At 39.5% G+C, this 21,311-nt stretch carries 26 protein-coding genes; 8 read left to right on the top strand and 18 right to left on the bottom strand.

All coding sequences use genetic code 11. The annotated features are described in order from the left end of the window. Positions 1-26: 26 nt before the first annotated feature. On the bottom strand, positions 27-944 hold the full coding sequence (gene glsB, locus J8M01_RS18490) for a glutaminase B (RefSeq protein ID WP_192506498.1): 918 nt from the start codon (positions 942-944) through the stop codon (positions 27-29). Positions 945-1,038: 94 nt separating this feature from the next. After that, positions 1,039-1,395 carry a ribosome-associated translation inhibitor RaiA gene (gene raiA, locus J8M01_RS18485; RefSeq protein WP_192506497.1) on the bottom strand — a complete coding sequence of 119 codons (357 nt, stop codon included), beginning with the start codon at positions 1,393-1,395 and terminating at the stop codon, positions 1,039-1,041. A gap of 553 nt (positions 1,396-1,948) precedes the next feature. On the opposite strand from raiA, the gene J8M01_RS18480 reads away from it, so the two are divergent. Beyond that, positions 1,949-3,064: a response regulator transcription factor gene (locus J8M01_RS18480; RefSeq protein WP_211058925.1), complete on the top strand. Its 1,116-nt coding sequence runs from the start codon at positions 1,949-1,951 to the stop codon at positions 3,062-3,064. Positions 3,065-3,082: 18 nt separating this feature from the next. Here the strand turns inward: J8M01_RS18480 and J8M01_RS18475 are convergent, their stop codons facing one another. Beyond that, a complete protein-coding gene (locus tag J8M01_RS18475) occupies positions 3,083-5,044 on the bottom strand; it encodes a winged helix-turn-helix domain-containing protein (RefSeq protein ID WP_211058924.1) in 1,962 nt (653 codons plus the stop codon). Between the two features lie 156 nt (positions 5,045-5,200). Beyond that, the gene (locus tag J8M01_RS18470) at positions 5,201-6,820 is read right to left on the bottom strand and encodes an SUMF1/EgtB/PvdO family nonheme iron enzyme (RefSeq protein WP_211058923.1); all 1,620 of its coding nucleotides are present in this window, start codon (positions 6,818-6,820) and stop codon (positions 5,201-5,203) included. Positions 6,821-7,075: 255 nt separating this feature from the next. Between J8M01_RS18470 and J8M01_RS18465 the strand changes: the two genes are divergently transcribed. Then, the gene (locus J8M01_RS18465; RefSeq protein WP_211058922.1) at positions 7,076-7,843 is read left to right on the top strand and encodes an HAD-IIB family hydrolase; all 768 of its coding nucleotides are present in this window, start codon (positions 7,076-7,078) and stop codon (positions 7,841-7,843) included. Positions 7,844-7,920: 77 nt separating this feature from the next. Here the strand turns inward: J8M01_RS18465 and J8M01_RS18460 are convergent, their stop codons facing one another. From J8M01_RS18460 to J8M01_RS18445, 4 genes are all read right to left on the bottom strand, one after another. Continuing rightward, on the bottom strand, positions 7,921-8,445 hold the full coding sequence (locus J8M01_RS18460) for a hypothetical protein (protein WP_192506492.1): 525 nt from the start codon (positions 8,443-8,445) through the stop codon (positions 7,921-7,923). A gap of 17 nt (positions 8,446-8,462) precedes the next feature. Then, on the bottom strand, positions 8,463-8,876 hold the full coding sequence (locus J8M01_RS18455; RefSeq protein ID WP_192506491.1) for a hypothetical protein: 414 nt from the start codon (positions 8,874-8,876) through the stop codon (positions 8,463-8,465). A 157-nt stretch (positions 8,877-9,033) separates the two neighbouring features. Then, the gene (locus tag J8M01_RS18450; protein WP_210995986.1) at positions 9,034-9,408 is read right to left on the bottom strand and encodes an MmcQ/YjbR family DNA-binding protein; all 375 of its coding nucleotides are present in this window, start codon (positions 9,406-9,408) and stop codon (positions 9,034-9,036) included. Positions 9,409-9,455: 47 nt separating this feature from the next. Continuing rightward, on the bottom strand, positions 9,456-9,746 hold the full coding sequence (locus J8M01_RS18445) for a ribbon-helix-helix domain-containing protein (RefSeq protein WP_192506489.1): 291 nt from the start codon (positions 9,744-9,746) through the stop codon (positions 9,456-9,458). Between the two features lie 18 nt (positions 9,747-9,764). On the opposite strand from J8M01_RS18445, the gene J8M01_RS18440 reads away from it, so the two are divergent. Next, on the top strand, positions 9,765-10,160 hold the full coding sequence (locus J8M01_RS18440) for a VOC family protein (RefSeq protein WP_210995984.1): 396 nt from the start codon (positions 9,765-9,767) through the stop codon (positions 10,158-10,160). Between the two features lie 18 nt (positions 10,161-10,178). On the opposite strand, the gene J8M01_RS18435 is transcribed toward J8M01_RS18440, so the two are convergent. Together J8M01_RS18435 and J8M01_RS18430 are read right to left on the bottom strand one after the other, a co-directional pair. Beyond that, the gene (locus J8M01_RS18435; protein ID WP_211058921.1) at positions 10,179-11,195 is read right to left on the bottom strand and encodes a substrate-binding domain-containing protein; all 1,017 of its coding nucleotides are present in this window, start codon (positions 11,193-11,195) and stop codon (positions 10,179-10,181) included. Between the two features lie 133 nt (positions 11,196-11,328). Beyond that, positions 11,329-12,051 carry a lipoate--protein ligase gene (locus J8M01_RS18430; protein ID WP_211058920.1) on the bottom strand — a complete coding sequence of 241 codons (723 nt, stop codon included), beginning with the start codon at positions 12,049-12,051 and terminating at the stop codon, positions 11,329-11,331. Between the two features lie 195 nt (positions 12,052-12,246). On the opposite strand from J8M01_RS18430, the gene J8M01_RS18425 reads away from it, so the two are divergent. Then, positions 12,247-12,540 (top strand): hypothetical protein, encoded by a 294-nt coding sequence (locus J8M01_RS18425; protein WP_192506485.1) that lies wholly within the window; start codon positions 12,247-12,249, stop codon positions 12,538-12,540. Positions 12,541-12,544: 4 nt separating this feature from the next. Here J8M01_RS18425 and J8M01_RS18420 read toward each other — a convergent pair whose 3' ends face one another. From J8M01_RS18420 to J8M01_RS18390, 7 genes are all read right to left on the bottom strand, one after another. Further along, on the bottom strand, positions 12,545-12,865 hold the full coding sequence (locus J8M01_RS18420; RefSeq protein ID WP_210995980.1) for a hypothetical protein: 321 nt from the start codon (positions 12,863-12,865) through the stop codon (positions 12,545-12,547). Between the two features lie 5 nt (positions 12,866-12,870). After that, positions 12,871-13,500, bottom strand: coding sequence for a hypothetical protein (locus J8M01_RS18415; protein WP_211051258.1), 630 nt, complete (start codon positions 13,498-13,500; stop codon positions 12,871-12,873). A gap of 70 nt (positions 13,501-13,570) precedes the next feature. Then, positions 13,571-14,263, bottom strand: a complete 693-nt coding sequence (locus J8M01_RS18410; protein WP_192506482.1) for a PspA/IM30 family protein — start codon at positions 14,261-14,263, stop codon at positions 13,571-13,573. Positions 14,264-14,277: 14 nt separating this feature from the next. Beyond that, positions 14,278-14,691, bottom strand: a complete 414-nt coding sequence (locus J8M01_RS18405) for a DUF2170 family protein (protein WP_211058919.1) — start codon at positions 14,689-14,691, stop codon at positions 14,278-14,280. Positions 14,692-14,770: 79 nt separating this feature from the next. Continuing rightward, positions 14,771-16,507 carry a polyamine aminopropyltransferase gene (locus J8M01_RS18400; protein WP_211058918.1) on the bottom strand — a complete coding sequence of 579 codons (1,737 nt, stop codon included), beginning with the start codon at positions 16,505-16,507 and terminating at the stop codon, positions 14,771-14,773. A gap of 3 nt (positions 16,508-16,510) precedes the next feature. Further along, positions 16,511-17,410: a DUF350 domain-containing protein gene (locus J8M01_RS18395; protein WP_192506479.1), complete on the bottom strand. Its 900-nt coding sequence runs from the start codon at positions 17,408-17,410 to the stop codon at positions 16,511-16,513. 26 nt (positions 17,411-17,436) lie between these two features. Next, positions 17,437-18,390: a CHAD domain-containing protein gene (locus tag J8M01_RS18390; protein WP_211058917.1), complete on the bottom strand. Its 954-nt coding sequence runs from the start codon at positions 18,388-18,390 to the stop codon at positions 17,437-17,439. 296 nt (positions 18,391-18,686) lie between these two features. Here J8M01_RS18390 and J8M01_RS18385 point away from each other — a divergent pair, with 296 nt between their 5' ends. After that, the gene (locus tag J8M01_RS18385; RefSeq protein WP_211058916.1) at positions 18,687-19,235 is read left to right on the top strand and encodes a rhomboid family intramembrane serine protease; all 549 of its coding nucleotides are present in this window, start codon (positions 18,687-18,689) and stop codon (positions 19,233-19,235) included. Positions 19,236-19,383: 148 nt separating this feature from the next. Here J8M01_RS18385 and arfA read toward each other — a convergent pair whose 3' ends face one another. After that, positions 19,384-19,560 (bottom strand): alternative ribosome rescue factor ArfA, encoded by a 177-nt coding sequence (gene arfA / locus J8M01_RS24380; RefSeq protein ID WP_348772764.1) that lies wholly within the window; start codon positions 19,558-19,560, stop codon positions 19,384-19,386. 71 nt (positions 19,561-19,631) lie between these two features. On the opposite strand from arfA, the gene J8M01_RS18375 reads away from it, so the two are divergent. Genes J8M01_RS18375 through J8M01_RS18365 form a run of 3 tightly spaced genes read left to right on the top strand, consistent with a single transcriptional unit; the run spans position 19,632 to position 21,090 of the window. Then, on the top strand, positions 19,632-20,135 hold the full coding sequence (locus tag J8M01_RS18375; protein ID WP_211058915.1) for a DUF2867 domain-containing protein: 504 nt from the start codon (positions 19,632-19,634) through the stop codon (positions 20,133-20,135). Continuing rightward, entirely contained in the window at positions 20,132-20,695 is a 564-nt protein-coding gene (locus J8M01_RS18370) for a TetR/AcrR family transcriptional regulator (RefSeq protein WP_211058914.1), read from the top strand. Before J8M01_RS18375 ends, J8M01_RS18370 begins: the two co-directional genes overlap by 4 nt. A 2-nt stretch (positions 20,696-20,697) precedes the next feature. Further along, positions 20,698-21,090, top strand: coding sequence for a DUF6463 family protein (locus J8M01_RS18365; RefSeq protein WP_211058913.1), 393 nt, complete (start codon positions 20,698-20,700; stop codon positions 21,088-21,090). The last annotated feature ends 221 nt before the right edge of the window (positions 21,091-21,311 follow it).

The following is a 21,311-nucleotide window of genomic DNA, read 5'->3' as shown; positions in this document are numbered from 1 at the left end:
CAGTAAGAAAAAACACTGAGCTCAAGTTAAAAAATGGCCGTGCCGAGTTCTTCACTTAAGAATTCGAGTGCGGCAATACCTGCCACAGAATTGCCAACCTTATCAAGTCCAGGTGACCATACAGCCACCGTAAACTGATTTGGCAACACCGCAATAATACCACCCGCCACGCCTGATTTACCCGGCATACCAACACGATACGCAAAATCTCCCGCAGCATCATACAAACCACTGGTAAATAATAACGAGTTTAATTGCTTCGTTTGCTTAGCTGTCAATAACTGTTGTTTACTGTGTTGGCAATAACCTTGATTTGATAAGTATGAAAAGGTCTTAGCCAGCTCCACACAATCTAGTTCAATCGCACAATAATTAAAATAAGACCACAACACTTCTTCTACGTCATTGTTAAAGTTACCGAATGACTTCATCAAATAAGCCATCGCCGCATTTCTATACCGATGCTCAAATTCAGACTGTGCAACTCGTTTATTTATTTTAACTTTGTCATTGCCTGATTGTGCGCGATAATGCTCTAACATTGTATGAATTGGCGCACCTAAGCGAGAATATAAGGCGTCGCACGTCACGATTGCCCCAGCATTAATAAATGGATTTCTTGGTAAGCCATTTTCGAACTCTAATTGAGTCAGTGAATTAAAAGCGGTACCTGAAGGCTCTTTTCCCACACGCTGCCATAACTCATCACCGTAGCGTTGTAGTGCCATGGTTAAGGTCATTACTTTTGATACAGACTGCACTGTAAAACGTGCGTCAATATCACCTGCACTGAAGCTTTGACCATCATTGGTTTGAATTGCAATTGAGAACTGCCCTAAGCTTTGCTCTGCAAGTGCAGGTATATAGTCGGCGACAGTGCCTTGATATAGTAAGGGCTTTATATGATCAATGACTCGATCTAATACTGCTTGATAATCAGCCATAGTTTTTATTAAAAAGTGAAAAGAAGCCGAGTCTAACATAAAAAAAGGGCCTATCTAGGCCCTATTCATCTTAAATGTCGAGATTTATCTCAGCTTAACGTAATTCCATTTCCTGAATGATTTCGTGTGCTATTTCCGGTGTTGTGCTAACAGGCTTTGCATGTAAATTGGCTTTTAACTGACCTTTACGATGTTTAAGTGCGGCATCTAATTTTTTTGCTGCACTTGCGATCGCCGGGTACATTACTTCATTCTCACCTTTGACTGAAATACTCACACCTGAATAGGTAGTTGTAATTTCAGTGTAAAACTTTTTATGCTCGTTACTGATAATTATGTCAATCGACAACAGTGAAGGAAAGTGACTCGCTATTTTGGCAAACTTTTCTTGGACGTGGCTTTTCACTGAATCAGTAACATCTACGTGGTGGCCTGAAAGATTAATTTTCATAGGGTATCCTTTTTTTTGCTTACCTCACTAATAGTATTGAGGCCATTCTCAGAATACTCAAGATCAAAATGTAAGATATTTTTAATAAATTGCAAACTCATGACTTAGGTCATAGTTCAATTTTACACCTTATTAATGAAAATCATTCGGTTAGTTCGAAATACGCAACATTCAATCATCACTGGTATATGACGCCTCCATTGCTGCACTCCCTAATCAATCGATACTTAGCACCTCCAACACTTATTACTTAACCTCAGATTTGGATAAGGGTTTTGGAATAGAGAATGTTTTGAAAACAAACTTACGTACAATCCAATGATGATATTTTGTGCAAAATCAAGGCGCTTTTATGCAGTAATAACGGGCTATTACAAATGAAAGCAACGCCGAGAGTGAGAAAAATAGCTTTATTGGGCAAATTCGCTTATCCAGAGCTGAGGTTACTTATATAAATACAATTAAAATTACCTGCACGGGTGATAAAGTTTCATTTATCCTTGTTTGCACTATATTGAATAAATCTGTGACCTTCATACATTAGGACAAGCCTGTGACAACACCACGAATTCTAATTATTGACGATGAAGATTTCTACCGCACGTTATTACAAAAAACCTTTGCTCATTTCACGGTAGATGTTGCGTGCTCAGGTGAGCAAGGTGTAGAACGTGCACAAGCTTTTAAACCTGACTTAATTCTGCTTGATGTGGTTATGACTGGGATTTCTGGGTTTGAAGTATGTACACAACTTAGAAATATGCAGGTCATGCAAACAACACCCATTGTGTTTATTTCTAGTCTCACTTCCGTTGATGGCCATATCAAAGCTTACGAAATAGGCGCCAACGATTTCATCTCTAAAACAGTACATCCAGATGAAATAAAAATTAAAGTTGAAGCCATTCTTACGGCTGAACAGCAACACTATGAAGCACTCGATACCATTGACGAAACAGAGTCTCTGTTACTTGATTTACAAAAACAAAACGCCTACATGAAGGCCATAAGCTTATTTATGCAGGCTAGCCATTATTGTGCTGATATGAAAAGTCTAACACAAGTATTACTCAATACTGTGCACTCATTAAACCTCAATGGTGTGATTCACTTTAAACAGACTAAAAACACCGTTAGCTCATCCAATCACGTTGCCAAACTAGAAAAAGAACTACTGAACCACCACAAAGATCTGGACCATATTCATAAGCTTGCTCAAGGGGCGGTTATTTTTAATTGGCAATCAGTGGCGTTTTTAGCTAAGAATGTTGGTGAACAATTAGATGTTATTGCACACCTCATGGATGCACTTGAAATGGCCATTACGCATATTATGCGTCAAGCCAACTTGGTCGCGCAGATCCTATCAATTGAAACCCATAACAAAGCCATTTTAGACAGTATTCAGAGCTCGGTTAATAATTCGAAAAGCCACTTAAAGTCTCAGCTTTTTGAGTCTGGGTTGGTGTCTCAGTTTGATTTACAAGATGAAAGTGACTTAGATAAACTCATTACAGACTCTGGTGATGATCTTTACCAACTCATTCACAACTTTAATGGTAATGCCGAGAAGGTAACCACCTTATTAGGTACCTTAAAAAAACCACCACACGAACTACGCTTTCTCTTTAAAGAAAACCCTCAAGATTCTAACAATGTACTGTTTTAAAAGCACCAATGGTTTAACTCACGACGCTGGTACTGCTATACCGACCTGAGCTAAACGCGCTTGACGCCATTGTAACCAGCTAAGATTAGCATTCGACTCAATAAAAACACGATACTCTGACACTTCTAAGTTGTGCGTCGTATTTGCAAGTTCTAATAATAATAGGGCACTATTTAAACTGAGCCACAGTGTATGTTGTGTACGGCTAAAATTAAACGCATCTTGCGCTGACAATATTGCCTGAGGAACATCGCCATTTGCTTGATGATACTGTGCATCTAAGTAAGCCTTTAACGCTGGTTTCTTAACGTGATCAATCACTGTTTTTGCAGCACTAAAGTTATTTTCTCTTAGATATAGCTTACTTAAGGCCTCGACAGCACTAAAAAAAACCCATTCATTGTCTGGTGTAACCGGCATTCGTAATACTTCATGAAAAAAGTGCTGTTTCTCCTCAGTAGTCGCTGCAAACAAAGCAAAATGATAAAAGGGCAGCATATAATGAGAACCATCCAGTTCATATTCAGCCAATAACGTTTTGGCTTGATAAAGGTGATCATAACTGGCTTTGTCAAAGCCAAATTTACGCGCCTTAATTGACAACAACGTATATGCACGAATTTCCTGTACCGGCTTTCTTGCTAAACGCGCTAAGCTGGCTGCTGCATATAAATGCGCTTTGACTTTGTCATAGTCACGGTTGTCATGAGCCAAATCAGCAAGTGATTTATTCACCTCACTTTGTAAACCATATAGCAAAGTGTCTGAGAATAGCGTATTCGCCTGCTCATAAAATGCCAGTGCCAGCGCTTGCTTCCCTTTTGCGGCAAATAACGCACCTTTTAGCCACTTGCCATAAGCATAATACAAGGCATGTTGTCGTTCCGCACTTAATGTTAAAAGCTGCTCTATGTAACCATCAGCAGCATCAAACTTGTCTTCATCTATAAACCGTTCAGCTAGTTTTTGTAGCACACTTAAGTTTAGTGGGAACTGGCCATTTAATAACACTAACTCTGCAGAAACATTCGCACTTCGCTGTTGAATAAAATAACGAGAGTTACTCAATATACGCATTTGTTCTATGACTTTACCACTCAACTCAGTCATATCTTGCGCGTATAAATAACTGACCCATTGCCGTTCATAACCTTGTATTAAAAGCTCAAACATATAGGGCTGAAATAGCTTAGTGGCTTCATTATAATTTTCATACAGTGTGCCCGAAAACAAAAGCGCCGTGTTATCCTTTTGCAGTGTATGATAAGTCATGTAAGGCGAGTTAAAAAACTGCCCTTCATTCACATATTCTAGTTTATTACTCGGTATATTAAATTCACTACTCAGTAATTGATTTAATTGCTCAGTTTCTTGAGCCAATTTTTTATTGCTTTGTAAAGTAAGTGGTAAAAATACACTATCAAACTGATAATCAACAAAATGCTTGCCATTAAATACGCTACTTGCTGAAATGTATATAATGAAAAATAAACTGATACAAAGTATAACCCCAGCATAAACAAACGAGTTATAAGAGCGCTTCTTATAACTCGCACTCTTATGTTCGCCACTTAAAGATGTTGCGTTGCTTAACTTAACTGATAATGGCTCTATTTTGTTCGTTGCAGGTCTTACGCTGTTTAATTCACTAGACGCAGACTCTGGTTCCGTTATTGAATGCACATTGCCTATATCTTCTAAAGGAATATTCCATTGATAACCTTTCTTAGGAAAGGTTCTAATGGCACTTTCACCCAGTAATGCACGTAACTGACTGATGTTTTGAAATATGACTTGTTCTGACACCACTTTGTGTTGCCATACTGCTGCCAGTATTTCCTCTTTACTAAACACCCTTGCAGGCTCACTAATAAGTAAAGTAAGTAACTGTATTTGGGTATGATTCAATGAAACAAACTGCTGTTCTTGGGAAAGTAAACCTTGCTCTACATCAAATTGAAAGTTTAAAAAATTAATCATTATTATTTTATAGCAACTGTCATTAGTTGATAGATTAATCTTTAAATGGGTATTTGCAAACCAAAATAATCCAACGTTCGCTTTGCTGCAAAATAAATAGATTGAATTTCAAACAACAAGTACGTCCTTATACTTACTGTTTGACAACAAAAAAAACTATAAACGCCGTATATCCATCCAATTAACCGACAACCGAGCTTCAAGCCCTTGCAATGACAATGTATGCTCACCTTTGGGTAAGTTGATGTGTACATCTTGGACAACTTGCCACCCTTGCTCAGACGAAGTCGAAAATGACGTAATTACTCGACCATTAAGCTTAACTTCAACACGCTTGCTGCTGCCCGTATGATACACCCTCGGCTGCAAAGCATATTGCCCCGCTGTTGATACATCAATTTTGTACTGTGCTTTCGCCAAGCCTAAGCTTGCAAACACGCGGTCCTCTTTCGCTTCTTGCACTGAGTTCATAACTTCAATATCAGTACCTTGTGAAAAGGCCTCCCCTTCAATTTTACCTGGTATGGCATGTGTAATATAGGCCGATGTGTCAATCGTTTCGCTGTGTAAGCTCGGCCTATCACCATAATAAGCAACCACAGAATAACGCGCTTTATGTGGTAGAGGGTTTAAGTCTGTAACTCGCCCATTTATACCAGAGCCAACAATAACCTCTTTATGATTATTCAAAAGATCTTGTCTGAACACTTGATATGTTGGCTGTATTTCATCATTACTTAGCTGCCAACTTAACTCGACTTTCTCTTTAAATTCAGTGAGCTTTACGCCCGTCACTTGCTTTGGATAGTTTGCTACTTGTGCATGTACTCGCCTAGCTTTTACGTGTTCTTTTTTAAGCGTGTTCACAAACCAAGTAGAACCTTCTTGCGGCTCAAGCTGTTGTCCAGCGGTATCACGCACTATCCGAAACCCTTCAATTGCCCCTAAAAAGTCCCGGCTTTTTTGAGAACGCTCCAATACATTTTGAATTCCCCAATGCCAAGCGCCACCCTTAGAAAAAAAGGCCTTGCACTCCTTTCCAGTCTTGGTGACACCTTCACTTTTCAACTTATCGGTATCACTAACATAACAATCTGCCATAATTTCGTTCGCGTTACCCACTAAATCATGCACACCATATTTATCGGCTTTATACATACCAACCATAGCGAGCGTTACCTCTTTATCGCTACAGTTCTCAACATTGTAAGCTGCAGTGTAAGACGCACCGTATAATTTTTCAGACATATTTTGAGCATGTAAATCAGCCAAATTAGCCACATCACATATTTGCTCACGCTTTTTACCCTCTGCTTTTATGTATTCTTGTAATCCGCCACTTTCAATAACATATTGCCACTGAGCTTCAGACAACAAACGATAATCTTTGCCCGTTTTACGTGATAACCACTGCGTATACGCAACGGCATTATCATAGTTAATACATACAACAGGATGAAACTCTGAGAACCGATATATATTATTGTCCCAACTACCATCACTCGGACCGCTAAACCACCCTGAATCAATACGATGTGAGCAATTGTTCGCACTTTCATATCCTGTGTCAGAAATAAATCGGCTATATTCAGCAACGGTCAATTCATATTTAGCCATCTGAAATGCGGGCACCGTGACATCATAACTTTCATCATTTTCGGTTTGTACCGTAAAACTCCCTGCGGGAATACTCGCCATTGGCGGCTCAATTACGTCTGCAGCCCAAACCCGATTACCATATAGCAATACCAATGTAGCTAATGTTATTTTTTTCATTCCAGCTCCAATTTACTTTTTTCGAAAAGTTCCAAGGCCACTGTAGGTCGTTACTAACGCGACGTCTTATCAGTTTTATAAAAGTTTCCTATCATATTTATAATAAATAAAATCATAACGTTACAATTTACAAATAGAAAAACACAGCTTAAAACGACAATTCAATATAGGCTGCTTAAATTCAGAATAAACCTTTAGACAATAACCCTACTTTCATTGCAAAATAGTCCTGATTTGAGATAACCAAGGAGTAACATGAAGGGTATTAAAAACTTTGTTTTCGATTTAGACGGAACACTTATTTTTGAAGGCAAACCTCTCACTAGCGCACTCAGTGACACGCTCATAGAATTAGAGGCCGCAGGTATTAATACTTACTTTGCAACAGCCCGACCATTAAGAGATACGTTGCCAGTCCTACCCAAACATTTTTGGGATCACACCTTAATTGGATGCAATGGGGCAATGATCAGCAAAGCACAGCAAGTCACAAATGCAAATGCTTTTAATAAAGCACAAATAGTACAGTTACTTGAATGGCTTGACCGTGAAGGCATTGCTTACCTTTATGACGGGCATTACGATTATGCAATTTCAGACAAGCCGCATGAATTTCATCAGTGGGTCGCTAAGCTTGGCACACCTCCCACTTGTAATGCGAGCTTACGTGAACAACAAGTCATCAAACTCTTAGTGCTTGAAGGAAGTCGTTATAAAGAAATAAAAGCCTACTGTGAGCAGCATTTTGATAAGTTCTCTTTTTATCACCATAGTGGTACGGATTGCTTTGATATTGTCACTGAACAAAGCAACAAACTTTCTGCGCTACAATTATTGCAGCTCGACTTGTCGTCAACCATGTGTTTTGGCAATGATCACAATGACGTCGCGATGTTAAATGCGGCAAAAAAAGCGGTTGTGGTAGGCCGTGGTATTTCGCTCACCCGCCCCCATACTCTGGTATGCAAAAATACCATACATACACATTTGCAAACTTTACTCGAGACAAAACGCGCCTCATAGCAGAACCGCTTTATATCGATAAAATAAGAACTGAATACCACCTATTTCAGTTCTTATTTATGGATAGCATGGTCGCTTTAATCGAGGTTTTGTTCTAAAAATACCGACTTTTCAATTTGTTCAAAAATTGAGTTGTAATATTGTGGTTCAACAATCATGTCAGATTCAACAACTTCTCCACTGCTATTTAAACGCTTTGCAATGGCATTAATCCTAACTCTTGTGATCCCTTTTAGCTGAGTCACATTGGCTGAGATATCAATGGAAATCGTATCATCTAGGTTATTATCACCAAATACCCAATTAAGGCCCAGAGTAAAATACGTGGCAACTGCTTTTGTGAGTACTTCTGTGCCATTCGTTTGTGTCGTCGTACTATTTGCTAACACCACACCAGCATCAGAGTCAGAAGATGTCAGAGTAAACCCTCTATCTAACAATGCATTTATCAACGCTTTAAACACCACCAATTGAGTCGTACTATCGTATTCTTTCGTTTGCATACTGCGCACTTCTAAAGTCGACATTTGCTGTTGTTTTGATGCACATCCAAGTACACTTATCACGCATAACAATACGCTAAAATACTTCAGTAAATTCATTAGCTCTTACCTGTTAATTAAAATTTACTGCGGTGATAAGCAATTGAACTCACATTACTTAGCTGATCAAATTTGATGATGACCGTTAACGTATTCGAACTAACCTGACTACTGCCTTGCTCGGCAGAAACAATCCCTCCTCCGTTGCCAGAAAAGTACCCTAGAGTTCCTCCTGAGGTCTGATAAACTTGTTCTTTTGAAAACTTATCATATACCCACACTTCATTTCCGCTTGGTGCTGTTTTAACTATATTTGGGCTACCAAGTGCAGCAACCACATCCGTTGATGGCATACCATTTTTTATCTCCTTTTGAACTACACCTACTGTTAATCTATCCACCTTTTCTGAATTACTTTGTTGCACACTCTGACAGCCAACACACAGCGTCATCCATGTAGCAATAAACAATCCTAATTTACCTGTAGTCATCATTTTTCCTTAATTAATAGACAAGTTAATACAGTCTTCAATGTAACGAAAAACAGTTCAATTTCATACTAAATATTGTATCCAATATATCAAATCAAAATTTATTCATATAGCCTTGTTAGAATCACTGATAAATGGACCGAACTGGCCACGGAATCTACCTTTGAAGAATTGCCTTTTGCGCAGCTTTCGTCATTTTACCTACCACCAGCAAAAATGAATTATCTATCATCCGCTCAATTTCTCCTTGCGGAATTGAGCCATCGAGAATAATGGTGTTCCAAAGGCGTTTATTCATATGGTAACCAGGGATCACGGCATCAAAGATATCTCGCAGTATTGCAGCTTCATCAGGGTCACACTTTAAATTCATCCACCAATAATCGCTGTCTGCCTTGCCCATTTTACCTCGGGCTAAGGTGGCAAACATTTTATCTTTTACTTTATACACATCAACGCCTTCACCAAATGGCTGACTCACTGTTGTAAATGGCTTATTTAATAAGTAAGTATTAACTTCAATTTTTTCCATACTACCTGCCTTAACGATTAAAATAGACATGAGTTAAAACGTAGTACTCAGTTACTACCCCAACTTGAGCTACGTCCGTTATCATTGAGCACATACGTTAAGCAAGTAACGCGCAGCATTGATGCTAAATTTTTTACTTCACCGTGACGTTCTATAATCTCTTGATATAAAACGGAAATAAACTCTGCAACTGAGCTCTGCTCTTGTTGTGCAATTTGCTCTAGTAAATGCCACATTTGATTTTCAAGCGCTAAGCTCGTAACAACACCTTGAATTCGAATTGAGCGCTTGGTTGTGTCGTATAGCAACTGTGGTTGCGAGGCATATAATTCACACATATTTACTCCGGGAACAACATGGCTAAAATGATCCATACGATGGTTAGGGTAACCAACGCTGAACAATCTATTAAATTTTATCACGCATTATTTAACTTGCATGAAAAGCGTCGTTTGACATTTGATGACTTTACACTGATTTATTTAGGTAATGAAGACAGTGATTTTGAACTCGAATTAACACATAACCATGCACAAAAAAACCAGTATGAATTAGGTAATGGCTATGGTCACCTCGCTTTCACGACGCCAGATCTTAATTCGCTGCACCAACTCGCCATTGAGCTTGGTTACCAGCCTAAAGAAATAAAACAATTTTTCAATCACTCTACCTTAATTGCCACCTTCTTTTTTATCACCGACCCTGATGGTTATGACATTGAAGTCATCGAGCGATCCAAAATATATCGTTAACTGAAAATGAGCAAACAACTAATGATTAACCGTACATGTCTGCGTGTTAGTTTGCTGGCAATAGTGAAAGTCTAAAAAATAACTGTCTTGGTCAGGCTCCTTTTTATACATAATCACATCATACAATAATTGCGCACCTGTTATGCCCATTTGAAATGGGTTTTGGCCCACATTTTCAGTTGCAAGCCCTTGTTGCAAGGCACTTAATTGCACTTGCTCGGTATCAGCCGAAATAATAATTGCTTGTTTATTTTGAATTTTACTCTTGTAGGGGCGCAACATTTCAATATATCGAGGGTTAAACTGTGCGAACCCTGCGACAGCAATAAATATCGGCGGGTTAGGTGTTCTCACCATTGCAAGCAGCTGGTTAAGCGCATCTTCTCTTCGGCCCATCGTATAAAAAGGACATCGTTCATACTCTTTCCAAATATTACCTTTTTCATGCGGTGCACGCACTTCGCTATTCAAAGAGTAACGAACTCCTCTAATGCGTTCATTCAAATTAGGCGTCGTGTGGTGACCTGATTGAATACAAAACCGCGGTGAATCATTGTTGCGATATTTTTTGGCTACCTCTCCTAATGCCTTACCAAAATCAAAGTTATTTGTACCTACATAGGCCAATCTGTAGGTTTGATGTTCGGGTAACAAATCTGAGTCAAAGGTGATCACAGGGATCCCCTGTCGCTTTGCAGCCTTAAGGGCTCCCTCAACTAAAAAGGTTGAATCAGTCGTGGATAAAAGTACCCCATCAATGCCTTTTTTCACGAGCTCTTCTACTATCAATACTTGTGTACGCACATCCTGATAGTCATCAGCACCGTCGTATACGCACTCTAAATTGGCATGTGTTTTCGCGAAGTGTACACACCCTTTATAAGACTGCTCATAGAAACTGTCATTTTTAGTTTTACCGACAACGGCAATCTTCACCGTCGCAAAGCAATTACTGACACATAACATCGATAAAAGCACAGCCGTTGTGAGTTGTGTTACATAACGACTTAGCGGCTTTCTATACTGCAAAATCATACTCATCCTAGAACGCGATTATACAAACTCAAAATCCCTCGCTGCTCACAATAAAAAGTGACAGCACTCAGATGAGAGTAAAGCAGGTAAAATAAAAGTAAAGGTAATCATTCTATATTGAATAAATTACACACTATTCAAAACTGGAATACAACTGGCTATCGATAAAGGCTTGTTGAAGCTTTGAAAACAACATATCGACATTTAAACGTTCGTCTATATGCTCAAATAAAGAGGTATGTACATCTGCTTTGATTAATTCTTGATAACCACAATGGGTATAACAAAGGTTAACCGGTTTAACCAACTCTTCCATTAATGCATCTATTAAAATACATGCTTGCGCCAATACAACTCGCCCTCCACCTTTTGTTACGACAACACGCTGTGCTGTACCTACTATTTTTTTACCTGCAATATTTAGATTATAGTCGCCGTCACAGTATGACCCAGGCGTGGCATGAACATCACAGGTGATACCAAACGATGCCAAAAAGCCAGTTAAAGCCCGACATAAATATTGGTATGCCAAAACAATTGAATAAGGTTTCGAGGTTGGCCAATGATATAAATGAGATACGTTAATAACACGGTCGGTTTGTGGAACCGGTGCACCACCTGTTTTTCGAGTAAATAATTGCCACCCTATTTCAGATAACGCGCTTTCCAGTGAGGAACTCATGGGCCATTTGTTACCCGCAGGTAAAACCAATGTTGGTACTTTAGTTCGCCATAAAATTAAGCTTTGATCTAACGTGTTAGTTTGCAATTGGGCCAATAACGCCGCTTCTTTGTCAAAGACTGTACTAACTGCAATATCAGTATAACGCAGTAGCTTAATACGTGTTTTTTCCATAATAGTCCTTTTCGTGCGGGTCTTAGTCAATGAATAAACAGCTGTAACATCATATCATATGGGGTATTGGTGGGGGACTCGAACGCTCCATACCCAATCTTTTAAAGGTACAATTGCATGACAACCTTAGAGTAAACCTAATTGAATATAAATACCTTATGAAAAATACACATACACTGGAGTTTCACAGAAAAAATGACGTTATCTAACTATTTACTCTCTTTATGCTGCGCAAGTTTATTTGCAACGTATGCGGGCGTATGTATACCTGATCACTGTGCTCAAGTATATATAGAAAGGCGCTATGTTGAAGCCTCTGGAACAATATATGTTGGCACGAGTGGCGACGAAAAAATATTGAATTGCAACGCCGTTGCAGAATTGGGCTACGCAAAGTTAATTGGAAATCACTTTCAACGGAGCCCAGCTTTTGACGGTGCAGAAATAGCGGTAATACAAAACCCCCATACCAAATTGATAAGCGCCTAGGCTGCTACTCACCTTTTGAAAATTTCTGGATCAGAATATCGGCAACTTGCTGCTTTACCGCTCTTTTATCATCTGTCGCAACCCCAAAACGTATTGCCAGCTCTGCAATTTCATCATCATTCAGATTAAATGACAGTCTTTGCCGCGTCTTTTTAGATTTCACATCTAATTGTAAAATCTTTCGGATCATATCTGATGGGGTTAACTCTTCATCAATGGCTTGCTTTTTAATGCTTTTTTGCACATCGCTGGTCAAATCAAATGCCATCTGCGTGGCTCGAACGGCTTGTTCTTGTCGCTGCCACTTGGCTTGCTTATCTGTCACGACCTTTACCCTGGGAACAAGTCAATTACGTCACTTACAGGGCGACTCAGTGTTAAAGACACTTCGGTTTCTCCCCCTTCCCAAATCTCAATATTAATACTGTGACTTTCGTCACTTGAGATTAAGCTGATCACTTCACATGGCTCGCCAGATTCATCTTGATAGCGCGGTAAAGTTTGATTTCTGTAGTCTTTTGCATGGAAATAGCACACATAAGGCGTTTCACTTTGCTTATATTTATCCGCTAAGAAATGTGCATAAGCATCGGGTTGCGCAACAGTCGTGATCTCACTTAGCTGCTCTTCATCGAAAATACGTGCAAATTCATCCAAAGTAAAAATAACATCCACTTCTTCTCGCTGAATTTTGACCGAAAAGTTAGCAAACTCTTCGCCATCATTGCGTTCAATTTGCAGGAAAGCCACTTTGCCAGATTCACTCTCCAGTACAAACTCGTACTCTGCGTTATGCTGATATTGATAAGTTTGTACATCGGTTACTTTAAGCGTTTGACCTTTAAGCCAACCCGGGTACGCAAATGAATCAATCAGTGTCAGCATATCACCAACGGCTAACTGACTTGGATGAGAGAGTTGGCGCTCTGGCGCTTTTTTAGATTTAAAAAAACCAAACATAAGAAGCCTTATTTACAATAATACCAAACCAAAAAAGGAGGCACAGCCTCCTTTATCAGAGTAAAACAAATTATCCGTTTTGTTTTGCTTTTATACGCGCAAGAATATCATTACTCTTTTGATTTTGCTCACCAATACCCGCTTCAGCAAGCTTCGCTTTTAGATCATCACCATTAGCAGATGCTTCTAGTTGCTTCGCTGCACCGAGTTGATCTTGTCTATCTTGTTGACGTTGTTTAATACGCTCTAACGATTGACGCGCGTTGGTCATTGATGACTCATTAGTATTCAATGTGCTATTTACTGCCATTGTTGCTTGCTGAACACTTTCAGTCGTTTTAACCATCGTTAATTGACGTTGGTTCTCTTTGATTGATTTCTCAGCATCTTTAACTTGTTGCTTTAAAACCACAATATGGTTACTAAAGCCTGCTAGTACTTGATCATGTTCAGATTTCTCTGTTTCAAAATCACCAATTTTTTCAGCAATTTCCATTGCTAATGCTTCATTACCTTTCGCTAACGCTTGGCCTGCGTATTCTTCATGCTCGGCAATACTGTCATCTAAAGCGCTAATTTTACGCTTGGTTTGCATTTCTTTCGCCATCACTTCCGTTAAGCTTTTCTTGGCTTTATGCAGCGCATTCTGTGCGTCCGCTATCTCTTGCTCAAATATGCGAATGCCATTCGCATCCACAATCGACTCACCAACTTCTCTAGCACCACCACGTACAGCGGTAAATAACTTCTTTAAAATACTCATAACTTACTCCACTATTATTCGTTTAAATAAGCGGTCACAGCGTCTAAAGCGTCGATTGCATTATCGGCTAATGTTACTAGCTCATGTGTCACTTCATCAAAAGATGAACTCACCGCTAAAGCACCAAATATTGCATACTGATCTTCAATTTTAGCGAATGCACTCAAAGGAATTGGTACATTTAACTTTAATAAGGCTTCATTCAATTCATGGCGCAGTTCAGTTTTGACTTCGGCTTCATTAAATAAGTAACTGATACAAAGTAGCTGCTCTTCTGTTTGAGTAACAAAAATAGGTAACTCATCATTGCCATCTACAATGACCTGCAACACTTCTTGCTCGCCTTCGTTCGCAATTAAGAATGACTCAAAATTTGCACCTTCAGTTTCAAATGATGCAAGTTTGATTGATAATTCATTTAATTCCATCTTATATACCTTATTCACTATGACATATTATGTCTGAGTTAAGATTTGCATAGCTGACATATTATGTCAACCTTCCATTTCAATTTTTATACAACTCGGCTTCTGTTTGCCATGCCTGACGATAATAATCGTACAACACACCAGAACCCAGTCTATTGACTTCTATACTTTTATTTCCATCAAAAAATTTATTTGGAAAAGCAAATGCAGCTTGTAAATATTCTTGATTAACCCAATTGCTTGGTACAGGAAAATCGTTAACGGCTTTGATTCTTTCACTGGCACTTTGACCTGTTCGAGTTGCAATTGTCCATCCCCATTGACCAAATGAAGGAATATTCTGCTGATATTGCTCAACATGAGCAAACCCAGCTTGCTGCACCGTTTTAGCAATACTGATAAACGCATTCTTTGCGTGATACGGAGAAGTCGATTGAATCGATAATGCACCGTCGGGTGACAATAACTGTCTAACATGATTATAAAAGTAATCACTATAAAGCTTATTCAAGTCGGGATGATTTGGGTCGGGCAAGTCAATAATAATACTGTCAAACAATAACCCTTCATCAAGCATTTTCTCCACTTCTAGAAAAGCATCGGTGACAATAACGTTAGCACGAGGATCGTTCAATGCGTCGTTATTTAATGCCGATAGCTTAGTTGTTATCTCAGGTAACGCAGGGAAAGGTTGACCTTTCAAACCAAATAGCGACAGTAACTGACCATCTAAATCAATGAGTGTCGCTTCTTTAACTGGCCATTTAAGTACGTCGCGCAGTGCTAATCCATCACCGCCACCGATAATTAATACTCGGTCGTGGCGATTAGCCGCTAACATCGCAGGATATACCAGCATAGTATGGTAAATCTGCTCATCGGCGCTGGAAAATTGTAAGCGGCCGTTTAAAAATAAATCATTAATAGGCATTGCTTGCGTGCGACTCAATCGCTCAGTCACCACAACATGTTGATACTTAGTCGACTCAGAATAAATCACTTTGTCTTTATACAAAACATTACTCAAGTCTTTCATCCACACAGAGCCATAACTTAGCAATACTAAAAACAATCCAAGCAGCAACACATGACATAACAATAACAGCTTAGCGAAACGCACATGCTGATGATAACGCCACAAAAACATCAGCCCCGCAATCACGTTAAATAATGCCGTCCATGCTGCGGCTTGCATTATCGGCAACGCCAACATGATCATCACCCATATTGCAGCGCCAATACCCGCGCCAATATAATCAGCACCGTAAATTGTACCTGCGTTGTTTTCTAAAAATCGCCCATAAACATGCTGACGAATACGCGCAATCAAAGGGATCTCCATACCAATAAAAATACCGAGCATTAATCCAAAAATATACGGTAAAAAACGTGCGGCACTTTGCAGTGATTCAAATATTCTGCCATCAACTACCGCATCAGCAGGTAAGTTATACAGGCTGGAAAATGTATGAGGAAGGGTATAAGTTAAGGCAATAACACTGGCAATAATCAAAATACTACTCATGCCTAGCAGCGCAATTAAACTTTCAAGCCATGCAAATGCAGTAAATGGGTCTTTAAACCAACGGGCTAAAAATGCACCTATCCCCATGGCAACAATCATTGTCCCAATCATGGCATAAATGGCGCTTTCTACAGAACCTAGAACGCGCCCTGCATAGTGAGATAATAAATATTCATAAATTAAGCCACAGCCAGCAAGAATCGCCATGACACTAATTAGTAAGATATCGTGACCGAGTAACTTAAGGTTGCTGGTCACGTTTTCAGAGTTTTGCGAAGATGCACTTGTCAAAGTTTATACGCCAAGTAATGTGGCCATAGTGATACCTACCGCAAACGAAATTGCCGCTGAAATTGTTGCTACGCCAATATTTTTCTGACGATTCACTTCATCTGAAATGTCTTTCCCTGCAAGAATTATTTTGATCATCACTAAATGCAACACGATAAATGCGATTATACTGCCCAGTGCTGATACGCTCCAATAAATCAAACTTGAAGTAATCGTGTCTGCCACGTACGGTGCAATCCCAGTCGCCGCTGTTAACGCCAATGCACTGCCAATCAAAAACCCTGCATAGCGGATCCCAACCGCAATATTGTTATCTAAAATAGCTTGCTGTAAACAGTCACCATTGCGATTCGTACGCTTAAATAACTGTACGCGATATTGACTCACGAGCAGCATACAAATATTACCTATGACAAACGCAATTACAACAATAGGTAAGCCATACCAACCTTCTGTTAATACCCAAACTAATGCCGAGCGGATCACAATTGCAACACTTAACACATGACCAAAATCAATCAGGGCTGCGGTAATATTGCCTTTGAGGATCTCGCCATGTAAATCGACCTTTTTCAAGGCCACTTTATCTTGAAAGAAGTGCCCTATTTTAATTAAAACGATTCCCACCACACCATAACCAGCCATCTGGGTCGCTTCTTCTAATAATGAATCAGCAAAAGCACCACTGGTAATACCGGTTAAGACCACTGCGAGCCCAGCAAGCCCGCCCGCAAAACTTAATCCAAATGCAAAGTTATCTTTTTCTGTTATTTCATCGTTCGCATGGAGGTTCGAGACCCACCCTTTTATGTATTTAAGGCTCACAAACAACGCTATGATAACAATCATATCTATCAATAGCGCTTGAAGAGACCAAGCCGTTAATCCGTTAATTTGGTACATTTTTATAAACTCCGCTATCTAATTCGTTACTTTCCTCGGCTAACACCGCGCGAGGTTCTACTTGAGCTATTACGCACCGAGCCAGAATTTGACTTAGCATAGCTACTGTTTCTCGAGTAACTACTGCGCGTTGCTGATGATGGGGTATGGCTACTACGACTCAATCCTGATGCGCCAGCTTTGGTCTTGGCATAAGGGCTAGTAAACTGCTTCCCTTGGCTTTTATAAGACTGGCGAGTGCGCTGTTCAACCGCGGTTTGACGCTTATAGTTACTATAACTGGTATAGCGTTTTCGTCCATAATCGTTGTAATAACTATACTTCCTGTGTTTGCTCCAACGGCCATACTCCACTCCTCCAACGAGATCACCAAACATTCGATACATGCCATACCACATCCAAAAATTGGTGCCATTAGATTGGGTTTCCCATTGACCGTAGTTGGCATTTCCTACTAATTGATTACCGACACTGGCTTGGCCATTGGCGGCATCTTCAGCCGCTTTACTAATGGCCCCTACACGTGCCAGCGTACCATTTGACATATCTGCCAATACATTAATTGGGTCGGTTAATGCGTCTGCAAATAGACTTCGCGTCGCGGCTTCCTTTAATAACATCGCTTGCGTAATAATGTCATCACTGTGCATCGTTGGCTCTGGTGCTTTCAACTGACGATAGCGGGTGAGTAAATTTTGATACAAAGGGCCTTGCGTCGTTGCATCTTGCGCGACAAGTTCTGCAATGGCACTAAATTGTGGGTTTTGCTGACTGAGTACGTTGCCATATTCACTGAGTAATACCGCATTTCGTATTTGTTTTTTTTCAAGCGCTTCACCTAAGGCATTAATCTCACGTGAAGCTTCTTGTAGTGTGTATTTGATTGTTTGTTGCGTACGTTCTTCCTTCGATTCACAACCCAGCATTAAGCTAAACAAACAAAACAGACTAATCAGTTTCCAAACTTTAAAATCGGACATTCATTGTCACCTGATCTGCTTTAGTAAAAGTTTAAGCTCCCATTCTACATACCCCGGCAAGATAACCAAGTGCTTCTCACTAAAAATCCCTATTTGTGTAATAAATTACTTGGCGTAAATAAATTATGTAAGCTTTTATTTTAATTTAACTTAATTCTTTATGAATAACCAAAATGGGAATATGCTGTTACAATTACATGGGGTAATTAATGCATTATACACATAAGATATCCACACCTTTACGGTAATTATTGTCATATTAAAAACACTTTAAACTTGATATTCGGAAACGTTCAATGCCATTTAGACAGTCAATCAAGATCATCGCCGTACTACTTTTAATCATGCTGCTTATTCAGCTACTTAACACAGTAACAAATGGCATCATTTCGCAGTTTGGTATTATTCCTCGTACCACAATGGGATTAATCGGGATTCCATTAGCACCTTGGATACATCACAACTGGCTACACTTAGCATCAAATGCGATCCCACTGGCTTTGTTATCGTTTCTTGCTCTACAAAATGGGTTTAAACAATATAGTCTCGTGTTCGCTTTTATTACGCTCGTCGCTGGCAGCGGTGTTTGGTTATTAGGCTCAGCGGCACATCATGCAGGCGCCAGTTTGATGATATTTGGATTATGGGGTTACTTACTCGCCTTGGCTTTTTTTCAACGTAACGTTAAAAATATTTTCATCGCTATTGTGGTCTTTTTTATTTACGGAGGACTTGCTTTTTCACTGCTGAGCTATCAGCCAAACATAAGTTGGAGTAGCCATTTTTTTGGCATGTTAGCTGGTTTACTCGCCGCTCAGCTGTTCAAAAATAACGGTGTTAAATAGTATGGCCTTACAGCTAAATAACTCCGTAAAATACCTGCTTATCCGAAGGTCAAAAACCAGATGGCCACTGCACTATTAAAGCTTCAGCTCCTACCATAAAACCAAGCTATCACTCTAGAAAAGCCTTATCTTAGAGCTCGCGACACTGCTATAAGATAAGGCTTTTGGTCTTGATGTTTCGCTTTACGTTTAAAACGCCCCTTACTTTTTTTACTTGCTCAATTTTTGCTTTAAATAGTGGGCTTGTAACCAATGCTTTAAGCGCATTGTCTTTTATTTCTTCGCCTTGGTGGGCATGTTTAATAACATCAAAGTTATTAATCACTTTACAACTGCATAATAAAAGTACAATATATACATACCATAAGGTATGGTATGTAGTTGAAGGAATAGTTTATGTGGAAAGTAAAAGCAGTTTCTGTACCAAAAAATGATTTTTTAGCATCAAAACGCAGCAAGCATAGCTTTCGAGATGCCTTAAGCGCCCCTGTTAGCCAACCATCAATAAGCGCTGCGAAAGCGCAACTTAATATATTTTCTCGTATGCCTAAGTGGGTAGATACATTGATGAATATCCGTAACAAAACCGTCAAGTACTTTGGCTTCAAGGTAGCTACAGACAGCACATTACACATGGAAAAAACAGACTTAAAACTCGGCGACTCTGCGGGGTTTATGACCGTCATCTCTGTCCATGATCAAGAGATCATTAGTTTTGCTGAAGATAAGCATATGCAGTTTTATATGAGCGTGACAACAGATGGTCAACAAGCAACCGTTTCAACATTAGTCAACCTTAAAACCCCTATAGGCCGATTATATATGGCACTCATCACGCCATTTCATTGGATAATTGCCCGAGTGGTTATCCACAATGCTGTGCAAGAGCAGCGATTATGAATAAAAAATCCCAACAACTTAGTAAAGCCCAATGGCTCGAAAAAGCGCTCACACAGCTCGTGAAATTTGGTCCACAACAGCTCAAAATTGCAAATTTATGCCAAAATTTTGAAGTCACCAAAGGTTCATTCTATCACCACTTTAAAAGTAGAGATGACTTTGTGCATGCATTAATGCAGTATTGGTATGAGCAAACCACAGTCAATTTTATCGCGCAAGCTAACACCCAAAGCTCGCCCTTAGAAAAGTTACAAAAACTTGACCAAGTCATTGCAAGCAATAACATTGAGGCTGAAATACATATTCGGGCCTGGTCACTCACTGAAACATTTATCGTCACGCATTTAGAGAAAATAGACAGTCAACGCCAAGCATTTTTAGCCTCATGTTATCAACAATTAGGACTCAACCCTGAGCAAGCCACAGATCTCGCAGCAATATCGTATGCACAATTTTTAGGCCTCTTACACATAAAACCGCAACCTGATGTAACGCAATGCCTAAAGCTATCAGCATTAATTGCTCGACAATTTTTACCCGTCATACAACAAGGAGATTAACCATGAACTTAACTAAATATTCAGGATATGCTTTATTTTTTACTGGTGTGCTTCACACCATGATAGGGTTGATTTTGGGCTGGCCGACTCTATTAGAAATGCATGACAGTGGTTGGTTTAGCGCCACTATCACCAATGGAGAAATGAACTTCAAAAGGGAAGCCATTATCTGGTTCCTATTAACTGGCGCTTTTTGGATAACATTTGGCCACGCACTGCAAACAATGATTAAACAAGGTCTAAAAGTGCCACCACAATTGGGCTGGAGCTTTATATTTTTAGGCACCGTGGCAGCCTATATCATGCCCGTATCTGGCGCTTATTTATTTATCATCCAAGGTGGGCTTATTGTGTTAAGTCGCAGCAAAACACCACACACATCAACCGCTATTTAAATCTGTATAACATATTGTCAAAATGAGGAGGGACATACACCTCTTCATTTTCACCAAACCGATGTAGCTGAAAACCACACTCCAGATATCGCAGGCAGTCAGGGGTAACACTGGAAGGGTGAATTATTTTACTGCACATGAGATCTATATGACGCCTTAATTTAGCATCAGAAATGCTCTTGTATACTGAGTACTTCTACATACTTAGATTCACTCAATGA

The organism is Pseudoalteromonas sp. MMG005, assembly GCF_018101015.1.
GTDB classification, from domain to species: Bacteria; Pseudomonadota; Gammaproteobacteria; order Enterobacterales; family Alteromonadaceae; genus Pseudoalteromonas; species Pseudoalteromonas aurantia.
Note: the sequence above shows the minus strand (reverse complement) of the source record. Positions and strands in the feature narration are given on the sequence as shown.

What these genes read in the sequence shown, in the direction of transcription:
- J8M01_RS18435 (WP_211058921.1), bottom strand. Translation starts at nt 11,195, where the DNA reads ATGATTTTGCAGTATAGAAAGCCGCTAAGTCGTTATGTAACACAACTC.
- J8M01_RS18460 (WP_192506492.1), bottom strand. Translation starts at nt 8,445, where the DNA reads ATGAATTTACTGAAGTATTTTAGCGTATTGTTATGCGTGATAAGTGTA.
- J8M01_RS18365 (WP_211058913.1), top strand. Translation starts at nt 20,698, where the DNA reads ATGAACTTAACTAAATATTCAGGATATGCTTTATTTTTTACTGGTGTG.
- J8M01_RS18370 (WP_211058914.1), top strand. Translation starts at nt 20,132, where the DNA reads ATGAATAAAAAATCCCAACAACTTAGTAAAGCCCAATGGCTCGAAAAA.
- J8M01_RS18390 (WP_211058917.1), bottom strand. Translation starts at nt 18,390, where the DNA reads ATGTCCGATTTTAAAGTTTGGAAACTGATTAGTCTGTTTTGTTTGTTT.
- J8M01_RS18430 (WP_211058920.1), bottom strand. Translation starts at nt 12,051, where the DNA reads ATGGAAAAAACACGTATTAAGCTACTGCGTTATACTGATATTGCAGTT.
- J8M01_RS18455 (WP_192506491.1), bottom strand. Translation starts at nt 8,876, where the DNA reads ATGACTACAGGTAAATTAGGATTGTTTATTGCTACATGGATGACGCTG.
- J8M01_RS18395 (WP_192506479.1), bottom strand. Translation starts at nt 17,410, where the DNA reads ATGTACCAAATTAACGGATTAACGGCTTGGTCTCTTCAAGCGCTATTG.
- J8M01_RS18410 (WP_192506482.1), bottom strand. Translation starts at nt 14,263, where the DNA reads ATGAGTATTTTAAAGAAGTTATTTACCGCTGTACGTGGTGGTGCTAGA.
- raiA (WP_192506497.1), bottom strand. Translation starts at nt 1,395, where the DNA reads ATGAAAATTAATCTTTCAGGCCACCACGTAGATGTTACTGATTCAGTG.
- J8M01_RS18445 (WP_192506489.1), bottom strand. Translation starts at nt 9,746, where the DNA reads ATGTGTGAATTATATGCCTCGCAACCACAGTTGCTATACGACACAACC.
- glsB (WP_192506498.1), bottom strand. Translation starts at nt 944, where the DNA reads ATGGCTGATTATCAAGCAGTATTAGATCGAGTCATTGATCATATAAAG.
- J8M01_RS18470 (WP_211058923.1), bottom strand. Translation starts at nt 6,820, where the DNA reads ATGAAAAAAATAACATTAGCTACATTGGTATTGCTATATGGTAATCGG.
- J8M01_RS18375 (WP_211058915.1), top strand. Translation starts at nt 19,632, where the DNA reads ATGTGGAAAGTAAAAGCAGTTTCTGTACCAAAAAATGATTTTTTAGCA.
- J8M01_RS18440 (WP_210995984.1), top strand. Translation starts at nt 9,765, where the DNA reads ATGGCTAAAATGATCCATACGATGGTTAGGGTAACCAACGCTGAACAA.
- J8M01_RS18450 (WP_210995986.1), bottom strand. Translation starts at nt 9,408, where the DNA reads ATGGAAAAAATTGAAGTTAATACTTACTTATTAAATAAGCCATTTACA.
- J8M01_RS18465 (WP_211058922.1), top strand. Translation starts at nt 7,076, where the DNA reads ATGAAGGGTATTAAAAACTTTGTTTTCGATTTAGACGGAACACTTATT.
- J8M01_RS18475 (WP_211058924.1), bottom strand. Translation starts at nt 5,044, where the DNA reads ATGATTAATTTTTTAAACTTTCAATTTGATGTAGAGCAAGGTTTACTT.
- J8M01_RS18385 (WP_211058916.1), top strand. Translation starts at nt 18,687, where the DNA reads ATGCCATTTAGACAGTCAATCAAGATCATCGCCGTACTACTTTTAATC.
- J8M01_RS18425 (WP_192506485.1), top strand. Translation starts at nt 12,247, where the DNA reads ATGACGTTATCTAACTATTTACTCTCTTTATGCTGCGCAAGTTTATTT.
- J8M01_RS18405 (WP_211058919.1), bottom strand. Translation starts at nt 14,691, where the DNA reads ATGGAATTAAATGAATTATCAATCAAACTTGCATCATTTGAAACTGAA.
- J8M01_RS18415 (WP_211051258.1), bottom strand. Translation starts at nt 13,500, where the DNA reads ATGTTTGGTTTTTTTAAATCTAAAAAAGCGCCAGAGCGCCAACTCTCT.